Origin of the sequence: Robertmurraya siralis, assembly GCF_005502275.1 — a bacterium.
Classification (GTDB): domain Bacteria; phylum Bacillota; class Bacilli; order Bacillales; family Cytobacillaceae; genus Robertmurraya; species Robertmurraya siralis.
Window position 1 is genome coordinate 12,805 of record NZ_SWLZ01000031.1, and the last position, 12,890, is coordinate 25,694.

7 protein-coding genes are annotated in these 12,890 nt (G+C 40.7%); 5 read left to right on the top strand and 2 right to left on the bottom strand.

The genetic code is table 11. The features are described from left to right. Nucleotides 1-44 precede the first annotated feature (44 nt). Nucleotides 45-4,313, bottom strand: a complete 4,269-nt coding sequence (locus FCJ93_RS22465) for a S8 family serine peptidase (protein ID WP_137744760.1) — start codon at nt 4,311-4,313, stop codon at nt 45-47. 518 nt (nt 4,314-4,831) lie between these two features. Then, complete coding sequence (locus FCJ93_RS22470) at nt 4,832-5,767, bottom strand: 1,4-dihydroxy-2-naphthoate polyprenyltransferase (RefSeq protein ID WP_095312606.1); 936 nt, start codon at nt 5,765-5,767, stop codon at nt 4,832-4,834. Between the two features lie 565 nt (nt 5,768-6,332). On the opposite strand from FCJ93_RS22470, the gene FCJ93_RS22475 reads away from it, so the two are divergent. The 5 genes from FCJ93_RS22475 (at nt 6,333) to FCJ93_RS22495 (ending at nt 12,750) form a co-directional block, all read left to right on the top strand. Beyond that, the gene (locus FCJ93_RS22475; RefSeq protein ID WP_235879572.1) at nt 6,333-7,745 is read left to right on the top strand and encodes an isochorismate synthase; all 1,413 of its coding nucleotides are present in this window, start codon (nt 6,333-6,335) and stop codon (nt 7,743-7,745) included. After that, a complete protein-coding gene (menD, locus tag FCJ93_RS22480; protein WP_095312609.1) occupies nt 7,738-9,492 on the top strand; it encodes a 2-succinyl-5-enolpyruvyl-6-hydroxy-3-cyclohexene-1-carboxylic-acid synthase in 1,755 nt (584 codons plus the stop codon). Before FCJ93_RS22475 ends, menD begins: the two co-directional genes overlap by 8 nt. Next, complete coding sequence (gene menH, locus FCJ93_RS22485) at nt 9,489-10,304, top strand: 2-succinyl-6-hydroxy-2,4-cyclohexadiene-1-carboxylate synthase (protein WP_095312612.1); 816 nt, start codon at nt 9,489-9,491, stop codon at nt 10,302-10,304. The genes menD and menH overlap by 4 nt, the downstream gene beginning before the upstream one ends. A gap of 78 nt (nt 10,305-10,382) precedes the next feature. After that, the gene (menB, locus tag FCJ93_RS22490) at nt 10,383-11,201 is read left to right on the top strand and encodes a 1,4-dihydroxy-2-naphthoyl-CoA synthase (protein WP_095312641.1); all 819 of its coding nucleotides are present in this window, start codon (nt 10,383-10,385) and stop codon (nt 11,199-11,201) included. A 76-nt stretch (nt 11,202-11,277) separates the two neighbouring features. Next, nucleotides 11,278-12,750 carry an o-succinylbenzoate--CoA ligase gene (locus tag FCJ93_RS22495; RefSeq protein ID WP_095312648.1) on the top strand — a complete coding sequence of 491 codons (1,473 nt, stop codon included), beginning with the start codon at nt 11,278-11,280 and terminating at the stop codon, nt 12,748-12,750. The last annotated feature ends 140 nt before the right edge of the window (nt 12,751-12,890 follow it).

The following is a 12,890-nucleotide window of genomic DNA, read 5'->3' on the forward strand; positions in this document are numbered from 1 at the left end:
TTCATCGCTGAAAGACCTCTCCAAATTCGATCGAGCATCAAGAATTAATTTTTCCCATTTACGCTTCCGTTGCTATTTCCTTTTTTGACGATATTTAATTTTCCTTTCGCTTTAGCGCGAGTTATATTGCCAAAGCTGTCTGTGACATTCACTTCGATTACAGCTCCCTTGCCCTCGATATTATTTGGAACCGTCCAATAGCCAACATAATGTCCATCGTCCGTTTCCATCATCGGCAATTCGGTTGCATTTTGGACATCACCAATATCGGTCAATGGCATTAAGATGGAGAACCTTGCTTTTAAATTCGGTTCGCTATCAAACTCAATGACGACTGTCTGACCAACTGAGACATCCCGATCCTTTGTAGGAGTTAAGTTCGCAATCGTTGGTGCGCTATAATCGACTTCAACAGTAATTGATTTAGATTCAGAATTTCCTGCTAAGTCGACGGCCTTCACTTCGATATTGTTCGAGCCTTCCTCTAATAAAATTCGTTTTGCGTAACGGCCGTCAGTAACAGTAGCTTTTTGCCCATTTACTTCGACATAATCTAAATGGGAGTCGACTACTTCGCCTTCAACTGTAACGGTTTCGCGATTGATCTTTTCCCCGTTTGTTGGGCTTGTGATCGTTAGTTGAGGTGCTTCTGTATCGAGAATGACGGTGACAGTTTCAGATTCATTTGCTCGTTCTCCATTTAAATAATTGACTGCTTGTAGTTCATTTTCACCTTCGCTTAAAGTAACTGGAATTTTAAATGTACCATCTTCTCCAACTGTTACTTCTTCAACTTCCTCACCGTTATTCAGCAAAGAAATGGTTGTTGTAGGTGATGCTTTCCCTTCGACTTCGATCGCTGGTTCATTTGTCATGTAGCCATTGGAAGGGGAGGTGATTTGAACAGCTTGAACCTCATAATCCACTCGAGCGCGAATCATATAATTTCCTTCACTAGAAGGGGATGGGGACCAAGTGCCAGCAACTGATTGGAAACTTCTCCCTGCGTTTGGTCCGTTTTCATCGGTAGCCAGGCCAGGAGTATTGGGATTCGCTCCAGTTTGGACGTATACCATGTAGAAATCACCCGAAACCTGGATATTTTCGTCACGAAGATCTACAATAGTCCATTGGTTTAAATCGCGAATCGCTTCTGCTTCAACAGGACCTGCTAATTTCTTGCCAGGTAGGCCGTCGGGACCTGTAGCATCCCAAACTTCAACGGCAAACTCAGTAGCTCCAGGAGATGGCCAATCCGTTCCATGGAATTGGAAAACACCATCTGTTACAATCGCCTCTTCTTTATCTTCTGGCAGGGACATGCGGACACCCCATTTATTCCCCGCATCGTAATAGGCACGAGCATTTTCTGGAGTGCCATCATCGTAGCCAATTTCTCCGCCAGGATAAGTGAATAGAGGCTCAAGTTCGATATTTACCTCTTTATTTTCATCAAAGCTCACTTCTAATTCTGTTCCAATAAATCCTCGTGCAGCAACTTTTAACGTATACGTGCCTTCATAAGCAGTTAAGCTATAGTTTCCGTCAGCATCTGTTTGTACTGGCGTTATATTGGCATCCTCCACAAGTAAGAGGGTTGCACCTTCGACTGCTTCTCCAGAATTGGCACTTGTAATGGTTCCGCTAATTGTTGCTTTTGGCAGTTCCTCAAGCACAAAATTAGCAGTTGAAACTCGATCGGCTTCAACGGTTACAGCTTGTTCTTCTGAACGGAAACCATATGATTCAGCAACCAATGTAAAATTACCGGCTGGATGAATGAAAGAAAAGCTCCCATCTGCTGGGTTTGTTCCTACAGATCTGCCATTTTCTAATACAGATACTCTTGCACTAACAGGCAGATTTGAAAGTTCCTTTTCAATTAATTCTACTTGATCGTTTTTAGATAGATTTGGACGAATTTTATTTGGGTCCACCTTTTCAGCATTTTTTCCTTTTGTTGTATCCTTCGCTGTTTCTTTTGGTATTGTAATGCTGCCAGCAGGCTTCTTTATATTGATGGATGTATTGGATAAGGCTACATCATCAATATACCAGCCATCTCTGACTACACTGCTGTCTGTATCTAGATTAAAGGCAACGTAGACTCTATCACCAGCATATTGGGATAAATCTATTTCAACTGGGGACCATGCGTTTTGAATATTCGTTAGACGTAGCGCTTGTGTCCATTGTTGCATATCAGTTGAGATAAAGACGTGTGCGAAGTCCCAATTGTTCTCAATGTTGTACCAATGCTCGAACTGCAGATAGGCATTGCCTTCAGGTAAATCAATCGGCGGCATCAGCAATGTTGAATTTTCATTGTTGTTATAGGTTCCTTCAGGATTAGTGGCATATACGTATTCACCTGAAACTGCTCCACCAGGACCGGAAGTAGGGATGCCACGAGCCCAAGAATTGTTTTCTCCATAACTAGTCCAACCAGCGGGCTCTGATTCAAAATCTGTTGAATATCCGATAGTGATTCCACCTATGACATTTGTTTCGTATTGTTCACTGGTTACAGAATTATTTCCAAAATCGTTCACTGTTACCGTATAGCTGAGTGTTCCTTCTACCACATCTTCTCCTGGAATAGTGGCAACAAAGGAACCGGACCGGAAGTCACCGGATGTTCTTTTAGCTTGAACTGAGCCTTCCTTTCCTTCTGAATTAACATAATCAACAGTGACAGAAGTAACACTAATATTGTCACTTGCCAAAACGGTTAGGTCTAAATCCATTTTTGAGTAAACTTCCTCGGAAGGAGTATGTTCAAAGACAGGTGCCTCTGTATCTTCTCCTTCCATCGTTACAGAGCCTTCAATCGTCCCTAATCCCTCAATTATCGATGAAACTGCATCAAAAGCATTGACTAGACCATGGCCAAATCCATTATTCGGGGACTCTGGATACTGGCTATTGGTTAGAGGTGTTGCTGTATCGAGTAGCAATTCTTCAAGTTCATCAACAGATAAACTGGAATTTGCCTGTAATAATAAGGCGACAACGCCGGCAACAGCCGGACCAGCCATCGATGTTCCATTCCATCCTCCTTCATAGCCACTTCCTGGTACAGATGAACGTATGTTGACACCAGGAGCTGAAATTTCCGGTTTGATTTCATTGTATGGAGAAGGGCCTCGTAATGAAAAGCTTGCTAAATTATTGTTTGAATCAGTTGCCCCAGTAGCAAATGATTCAGGGTAGTTAGCAGGTACTGCAACAGATCCCGGGCCTCCTGGATTCGTTAATGTTGTATTTCCTGCAGAGAATTCTGGGAAGATGTCAGCAGCCCGCCATGCTCTTACAATATCGCGATACCATTCATCTAATCCTCTACCACCACCCCAAGAGTTATTGACAACATCTGGAGCTTTCGTGATATCTCCACCAGGAGCTAGCATCCATTGACCAGCTGCGATAAGCTGAGCATCTGTCCCACCTCCAGCAGCGTTTAAGGCTTTAGCATGAATAAACTTTGCTCCTGGAGCAACCCCAATTTGATTTGCCCCATTTGGCTCGCTTCCGACCATCGTACCGGTAACATGAGTACCGTGACCATGATCATCGTATGCAGCAGCCCGTCCGTTTACCGCATCAAAGAAGCTATACGTGTGGTCTACTTCACCTGTGGCGGCATTGTACCCTCTATATTTTTCCTTTAATGCTGGATGGTCCCATTGTGAACCTGTATCGATTGCGCCGACAACGATTCCAGATCCGTCGATTCCAAGGTTCCAAACATCAGGTGCGCCGACTCTCTCGACGTTCCATTCGATATTTTGAACCTTGGATTGAACAGGTTCAGCTTTTTTATCAACGGTCGCTTCAATCAATTTTCTTTCTTCGTTGGGAAGTAATTTTTCAACTTCTTGAAAATGAGCAATTTTTTCAGCGACTTCTTTTGTTCCAGTAACGGCAATGGCATTGACGATATAAAACGATTCATAGTTACTGACAGCGCCTTCTTCTAATTGTTTATCGAGGAATTGCTTCACATTATCTTGTGTGGTTAATGCAGTATATTTAAGTTCGGAAACAACAGCTGATCGTTGTGCATATTCAATGTTTGTTGATGATAATCCATTCTTTTTTGCCGTGCTAGCTGCGTTTTTAGCAACTTTTTGTACATCTGCTTTTTCTTTGAATTTTACTAAAAATGTTATTTTCCCTTTGTTCTTTGTAAATTCTTCAATGAGGTGCGTGCTTATTTTCGATTGAGCGATTTGATTACTGTTCTTTAATGCTCGACTAACTTCCTTTGTTTCAGCGAAACCTGTACTTGGTATTACTAAAGACACAAGCATTAGAAATGTGAGTAGAATACTTAAATATCTCTTCAACCTAGCTCCTCCTCTCGAATAATTGCTTTTGTGTAGCGAGATGTACGATCCTCCTTTCCACTTTGTTTGCATAATGTCAAATCATGAATGTTACAAATTACTATATAGGCTGAGAAGGAGAAATCCTGTCGAATTATAGCGATTAAATGTCAGAAAATTCAAAAACGGTAGATTGGTAATGTCTTCCTTTCGGTTATCAGTAATTTATTCCCTGTCGTTTTTAGTTCCTTTGTCTGTAATTCCCCTGTAAATTGGATGTAACGTTACAGTCATATAAAGAGTTTTACAAAAAATGAAAAGAATGAACTATATGAAATTACTAAAATATGTAATAAAAATAAAATAGTAGTAATTTATTCCTTGTTTTTACAAATGTTTAGTAACCTGTCAAATTTCGATGAGAGAATCTGTCGATTATGGTGGAAGCGAGAAAGGGGACAAAAAAGAGAGGTGTCTAATCACACCTCTCAAATCCTTGTCTATTAATTGATGAAATAATCAATGAATAGTCCAATGGTTAATAGAAACCCAAAGATCGTGTTCGTTTGTGCTGTGGATTGCATTGCGGGCATCATCTGAATCGGTAAAGTTTTACCGATAAATCCTTTTGTTGCTTTTACAGCTTTTGGAACACTTAAAACGACGAGAGCTAACCACACGGAAGAATGGCCGATCATCATTAATGCGAAGATCCAAGCGTAGGAGACGGTAAACATGGCAGCTAATAAAAAGATTGCATGTTTCCTTCCTAATAAAATCGCAAGTGTTTTTCGACCGAATTCTTTGTCGCCGTCTAGGTCCCGGATATTGTTGGCTAATAGGATGGCCCCAACAAGGATAAAAATTGGCACTGAAATTAAGACACTTGCTGTTGTGACCGTGCCAACCTGGATATAAAAACTAATTAAAATAATTCCCATTCCCATAAAGAAGCCGGCGAAAATTTCACCAAATGGCGTATAGGCAATTGGCAGTGGTCCCCCTGTATAAAGGTAGCCAATAATCATACAAAATAATCCAATGGCAGCTAGCCACCATGATGTATTCATGCATATATAGATGCCAATTAAAATAGAGATTCCGTAAAGGCTTAATGCAATTTGCATAATTGTTTTCGGCTTGACTCCATCACGAACGATGGTACCGCCTATACCGACGGATTCTTCTGTATCTAGCCCTCTTTTATAATCGTAGTACTCATTAAACATGTTTGTGGCAGCTTGAATGAGTAAGCTGGCTACAAGCATCGCCAGAAATAATCCCATATGAATCGTTGTTTCATGGATTGCCAAAGCCGTTCCTAGTAAAACGGGAACGAATGCAGCTGTCAACGTATGGGGCCTAGTCAGCTTCCACCAAACCCTCCAGCTTTTGTTTGGAGACACAGGTGGGTAACTTATCTTTGTCTCTGTTTGCATGTCTCTCCCTCTCCTTTTTCATGCATCTAAAAAAATCAAAGAATCGTAATTGGACTGAACAATCGTATAAAAGTATTATTAGTAATACTTACATCAATTTCAAGTTGGATAACATCCAAATTCAAGTTTAGGCAATCAGGGGAAGGGTGTCAATGTCTTTTTACAGTTATTATAGGACGAAATTACCAGTAGTGAATACTATGATTATATAGTAAAAGCAAGTCAATAATATAATAAGGTAAATAGTCGGGAGAAAGTGACTGCTGTCATTGACATTTCAATAGGTAGAGGTGTATTTTAAAATAAGTTTGTATTCTAGATAAAGCAGGGAAAGACTGTTATTATTTTTATGAAAGCTATGTTAGACGATGCCGCTTATTTTCACACTTTGTGAGAATACCCCCGCTTTTTTCGATGCAGTAAAAATGAGCTAGAACGATATAGTTAAGCAAGGATGTCGTTAAACACAGTTTTTATGAAAGCAATTTCATATTGTTATGATTCATTTTATGATCTTATAGGAATGCAACAGTACATAAAGAGCCTTTTTATTGGAGGGGATTTTTTGGTTACGATACTTGAAACGGAACTAAAAAAAGGGATTGAACAAGCGATTAAGAAAGCCAAAAAAAGTTTGGCCCCCATATTAGTAAGTGAAGTTCAGAAAGTCGAACATATAGAACCGCTGTCTTTTTTTTCTGCTGGAAAAGACAAATTTTATGGTGAACGTTTTTTTTGGAAGGATCCGGAAGAACAAACGTATTTAATTGGTTTGGGAATTTGCAAGCAAATTCAAAATGAGCAATTATCCGACCGCTTCGAAGCAGTGGAAAAAGAGTGGGATGACCTTATAAAGGAAGCGATTGTTTTTAATGGTGATGGCAAAAGAGGGACAGGTCCGTTAGCGTTTGGGGGGTTTTCTTTCGATCCGCTGAAGGAGAAAACCTCATTATGGTCTCAATATAGCCATTCTTTATTTCACCTTCCGCAATTTTTATTAACGTTAGTAGACGGAGAGACATATTTAACGACGAATGTTGTATGTACGCAGTATGATGATATGACAGTTTGGAAAAAAGTCTTTAGTGATAGACAAACTATTCTTTCATTTGCTAGTTCCTCAGCAGCGTTGGAAATGGCACAGATTTTAAAGAAAGAGGAGGTTGTCAATCCTGATGAATGGAAGGATTCAGTCCAAAAACTAGTTGCGGATTTGAAGGCTGGACAACTAAAAAAGGTCGTCCTTGCAAGAGAACTACGATTATTCTTTAAAGATAAAGTAGCGGCTGATTTCGTTCTTCCACGTCTGTTAAAAGAACAAAGAGCAAGTTTTACTTTTGCATTAGAATCAAACGGTGATTGCTTTATCGGTGCTTCTCCTGAAAGATTGGTCAAAAAAGATAATGGCCAGTTATTTTCTACTTGTTTGGCGGGGTCAATTGCAAGGGGGAAGACGAAAGAAGAGGATGAGCACTTAGGTGAAACATTGCTAAGCGATGAGAAGAATTTAATTGAGCATCATTATGTGGTAGAAATGATTAAAGCAGCTATGGAAAAAGTATGTCAACAGATTGAACTTCCTACAAAGCCGACTCTTTTAAAAATGAGAGATATTCAACATTTATATACACCCATCGTTGGAGAGGCGTTAGAGGATAGCACATTATTGCAGGTGGTTGATTCGCTGCATCCGACTCCAGCATTAGGGGGCTTGCCTCAGAGAGAAGCGGTGGAAAAAATAAGAAAGATTGAGGCGTTGGATCGCGGCTTTTATGGTGCTCCGATTGGATGGCTCGATTATCAAGGAAATGGTGAATTTGCTGTTGCGCTTCGTTCTGCCCTTATACAAGGAAGCGAAGCCTCCCTATTTGCAGGTTGTGGAATTGTTGAGGATTCAGATGCCGAAAGTGAATATGCTGAAACAAACATTAAGTTTCGGCCGATGCTTTCCGCTCTTGGAGGTTTAGAAAATGAGTAATCAAGAAGCATTAACATCATATATAGCCGCTTTTGTCGCGGAATTGGTGCAAGCAGGTGTAACAGATGTTGTTGTTAGCCCCGGTTCTCGCTCCACGCCTATGGCAATGGTAATGGCTGAGCATCCTGAGCTTCAGGTTCATATCAATGTAGATGAACGTTCAGCAGCATTCTTTGCCCTTGGGATTGCGAAAGCATCAGGCAAAGCGGTAGGGTTATTGTGCACCTCTGGAACAGCTGCTGCAAACTACTACCCTGCAGTTGTGGAAGCATATTATTCACGTGTACCATTAGTCATTTTAACGGCGGATCGTCCTCATGAGCTAAGAGATGTTGGGGCACCGCAAGCCATTGATCAGATCCATTTGTATGGCAAGCACGTGAAATGGTTTGTGGAGATGGCAATCCCAGAAAAGACAGAGGAAATGCAAAGCTATGTTCGAAGCGTGTGCGCACGGGCAGCGGCAACGGCTACTTTAGCTCCAGCGGGTCCGGTGCATTTAAATTTTCCATTCAGGGAACCGTTAGTGCCGAACCTACAACAGGAAAATCTTTTCCACCTTGAAAAGCGCGGTGAAGGATATGTGACGATTCATCAAGGGATTCCAACTATGCAAAGGGAACTCATAGAACATTTTGGTGAGAAGTTAAAGAAATACGAAAAGGGAATCATTGTTTGTGGTTCTCTTGAAGAGAAGCGATTTATTGAAGCGGTTACTCGCTTTGCTGACCAGTTGCAATTTCCAATCATTGCTGATCCGCTTTCACAATTGCGAAGTGGACAGCATGATGGAATAAATATTATCGATACATACGATACATTTTTAAGAAACGAGGATGCAAAAAAAGCCCTCAAGCCTGACATTATTATTCGTTTTGGGGCGATGCCTGTTTCCAAAGCATTAACGATATTTTTGAACGAGAATAAGGACGCAGAACAATGGGTGATTGATAGCGGATCGGGTTATAGAGATCCCTCCTTATTGTCAACTTCAATGATTTACTGCAGTGAATCTGCTTTTTGTGATGATATCGCTGATTATGTTGGGAAGAAGAATTCAAGTACATTTCTCTTAAAATGGCGAGAGATAAACGTTTTTACAAAGGAAAACCTTTTAAGAATTAGAGAGCTTCCTCAGTTAAGTGAGGCAAAGCTTTTTCATCAGCTTTCAGAAGTCCTTCCTGAGGGAGCAACATTATTTGTTGGGAATAGCATGCCAATTCGTGATTTAGATTCATTCTTCCATTTTAATAAAAAATCAATTAAAATTATGGCCAATCGTGGGGCGAACGGAATTGATGGGACGGTCTCAACGGCTTTGGGGGCATCAACGGTTCTTGACCCACTATATCTTGTTGTTGGAGACTTGACCTTTTTTCATGACTTAAATGGGTTGATGGCAGCGAAACTTTATAATCTCAATATGAAAATTATTGTGATTAATAATAATGGCGGCGGGATTTTTTCTTTCCTACCTCAAGCCAATCACCGTAAAAATTTTGAGCGCTTGTTTGGAACTCCATTAGATTTAGATTTCAAACATGTTATTCATATGTACAATGGCTCATATGAGCTTGTTTCGGATTGGGAACATTTTACTTCCTCTTTCTTGCGAAATATGCAAAATAATGGATTATCAGTAATGGAAATGACGACAAATCGTGACACGAATTTAACAGAACATCGAGATTTGTGGAATTTTGTTTCCCGGGAAATAAGTCGTTTTTTGAAAGGTGACTTGTTATGAGACATGTAATAGACGGCGTTCGCTATAATGTCGAATCATATGGTAATGGATTCCCAGTCATTCTTCTTCATGGTTTTACTGGTGATAGCTCAAATTGGACTCCGTTTTTAGAGCGATGGGGAAAACAGTCGAAATTATTTATGGTCGACATTATTGGCCATGGCAAATCCGACTCTCCTGAAGAACTAGAACGGTATCATATGCTGTCAGTAGTTGATGATTTATTCCTGTTAATGGAGAAATTAAAAATTCAAAAAGCTGATTTTGTCGGGTATTCAATGGGGGGAAGGCTTGCGCTATCCTTTGCAGCTAAATACCCAACCAAGGTTAGAAAATTGGTACTGGAGAGTGCCTCTCCAGGATTGGAGTCTGATATTGAACGAAAACAAAGAATCGAACAGGACAAAAAACTTGCCGCCTTCATTGAAGAAAAAGGAGTGGCTGATTTTGTTGATTATTGGGAGAACATTCCTTTGTTTGCGAGTCAGAAACGTCTTCCAAATGAGAGTCAGAAGCAAATAAGAGAACAGCGGTTGCGCAATTCGACTCAAGGTTTAGTTAATAGTTTAAAAGGCATGGGTATTGGTTCACAGCCATCATGGTGGCAGGAGCTTTCTGAGCTTAAAGTCGATATGCTGCTCATTACCGGAGCATTGGATCAGAAATTTTGTCAAATTGCAAAAAAGATGCAAAATATCGTCAATCATGCTGAATGGATAACGGTTTCAGACTGTGGACATACAATTCATGTGGAGAATGCTGAAAAATTTGGTACAATAGTAGAAGGGTATTTGTCGAACACGGGAAGTTGAAAAACACCCTAAATTAAAAATCATGGCTCTGAAGCAAAAATGAACAGAGCACAAAATTTATATGACGGAGGTTGCTGTATGTCAGTAGAGTGGGTTGCAGGACGTCAGTATGATGAGATCATATATGAAACATACAATGGAATCGCGAAAATTACGATTAATCGTCCACACGTACATAATGCGTTTACACCAAAAACAGTATCGGAATTAATTGATGCGTTTGCTTATGCTCGTGATGATTCAAATGTCGGGGTGATTGTCTTAACAGGAGCAGGAGATAAGGCGTTCTGTTCAGGTGGGGACCAAAAGGTACGCGGCCATGGGGGGTATGTCGGAGACGACCAAATTCCTCGTCTTAACGTTCTTGATTTACAACGTTTAATTCGTGTTATTCCTAAACCAGTAATTGCGATGGTTAAGGGCTATGCGATTGGCGGCGGACATGTATTACATGTTGTTTGTGACTTGACCATTGCTGCAGATAATGCCGTGTTTGGTCAAACAGGGCCGAATGTTGGCAGCTTTGATGCTGGGTATGGATCCGGTTATTTGGCACGAATTGTCGGTCATAAAAAGGCACGCGAAATTTGGTATTTATGCCGTCAATACAATGCTCAGGAAGCATTAGACATGGGCCTTGTTAATACGGTTGTACCACTTGAGCAAGTGGAAGAAGAAACAATTAAATGGTGTGAAGAAATTCTAGAGAAAAGCCCAACGGCTCTTCGTTTCTTAAAAGCAGCGATGAATGCTGACACGGATGGACTTGCCGGTCTGCAACAGTTTGCTGGAGATGCTACACTTCTTTATTACACAACGGACGAAGCGAAGGAAGGCCGTGACTCCTTTAAAGAAAAGCGCAAACCTGATTTCGGTCAATTTCCTCGTTTCCCTTGATTCGAGAAAAGTTTTTTTGAAACAGCTTGATGAAGTCATCAGGCTGTTTACTTTTTATCAATTGCGGTGATAGAAGATGAACAATCAAATGATACCGAATCTGATTATAAAAAGAGCCTCTTTGACGCCGAATCGTGTAGCGATTCGATTTGAAGGACAAAACTACACGTATAAACAGTTGTACGAACTGTCTTATCGGAAGGCCGGATATTTACAAAAACTTGGAGTGAAAAAAGGGGATTATGTCGCTTGTCTTTTGAAGAACCATCTTGATACGGCAGTAGTCCTTGTTTCCTTACAATTAATAGGCGGGGTTGCTGTTCTTTTAAATAATCGCTTAACAGCGGAAGAACTTTTGTGGCAGCTCAGTGACTCAAAGACTGGTCTCCTTATCACAGAAAGAGACTTTGTTGAAAAAATTAGCGTGGTTTCGAGTCAACTAGATAGACTGACGCTTGTTTGGAAAGAGACAATCGATGCCGTCCCGTTTGAAGAGCCGGTCATTTTGGAAGAAATTGAATTGCAAGCGGTATGTACAGTTATGTATACCTCTGGTACAACAGGAAACCCAAAGGGCGTCTTGCAAACTTATGGCAATCATTGGTGGAGTGCGACGGGCTCTGCTCTTAATTTAGGTATTCATGAGGAGGATAGTTGGCTTTGTGCGGTTCCTTTATTTCATATTAGCGGCTATTCGATCTTAATGAGAAGTCTGATCTATGGGATGAAACTCGTTCTTCATGACACCTTTCAACCGGATAAAGTAATAAAAGTGATTAAGGATGAGAAGGTAACGATTATGTCTGTCGTTACGACGATGATGATAAGATTACTTGATTCCTTAGGGGAGGAAAAACTGCCCACAACGTTTCGGTGCATGCTTTTAGGAGGTGGACCTGCTCCGCTCTCAGTGCTTGAACAATGTGTTGAACGCAATATTCCCATCTATCAAACGTATGGTATGACCGAAACTTCTTCTCAAATTGTCACACTGGCTCCGGAGTACAGCATTGAGAAATTAGGTTCTGCTGGAAAACCGCTGTTTCCGTCACAATTGAAAATAATTGCTGCAGATGGCAGTGAGGCAGGTGCTTATCAATCTGGCGAAATAATCGTCAAAGGTCCTAATGTCACAAAGGGATACTTGCATCGTGAACACGAGCATGAGAAATATTTTCTAGATGGTTGGTTTAAAACGGGTGATATCGGTTATTTGGATAAGGACGGCTTTCTTTTCGTGCAGGATCGCCGCTCCGATCTTATTATTTCTGGTGGGGAAAATATCTATCCTGCGGAAATAGAAGGGGTTATTACATCTCATCCACAAATAGAGGATGCAGGTGTGATTGGTGTTGCTGATCCGAAATGGGGTCAAGTACCGGTGGCTTTTGTCTTGACGAAAGCAGATTTGACTGAAGAAGAGGTAAAGGAATATTGCAAAGGGAAGCTTGCTAACTATAAATTGCCTAAAAAAGTATATTTTGTTGAGCAAATTCCGCGAAATGCCTCAAGAAAATTGCTGAGAAGAGTTTTAAGAGAAATGTTATAAAGAATGGCTCGGAAAATTTCCATTCTTCAATGCAAGCGGAGATAGTGCCTCGTTTGTATGCACTTGTATTTTTGTGGCCTTTTCATCTAAAGGGAAATCTGACATTCTCAAGCTGTGATTTACCGCCGTCAAAGCGGTGT

Bases quoted from the DNA above. Each gene is read 5' to 3' on its own strand.
- FCJ93_RS22495 (WP_095312648.1), top strand. From the start codon at position 11,278: ATGAACAATCAAATGATACCGAATCTGATTATAAAAAGAGCCTCTTTG.
- menD (WP_095312609.1), top strand. From the start codon at position 7,738: ATGAGTAATCAAGAAGCATTAACATCATATATAGCCGCTTTTGTCGCG.
- menB (WP_095312641.1), top strand. From the start codon at position 10,383: ATGTCAGTAGAGTGGGTTGCAGGACGTCAGTATGATGAGATCATATAT.
- FCJ93_RS22465 (WP_137744760.1), bottom strand. From the start codon at position 4,313: ATGCTTGTGTCTTTAGTAATACCAAGTACAGGTTTCGCTGAAACAAAG.
- FCJ93_RS22470 (WP_095312606.1), bottom strand. From the start codon at position 5,767: ATGCAAACAGAGACAAAGATAAGTTACCCACCTGTGTCTCCAAACAAA.
- menH (WP_095312612.1), top strand. From the start codon at position 9,489: ATGAGACATGTAATAGACGGCGTTCGCTATAATGTCGAATCATATGGT.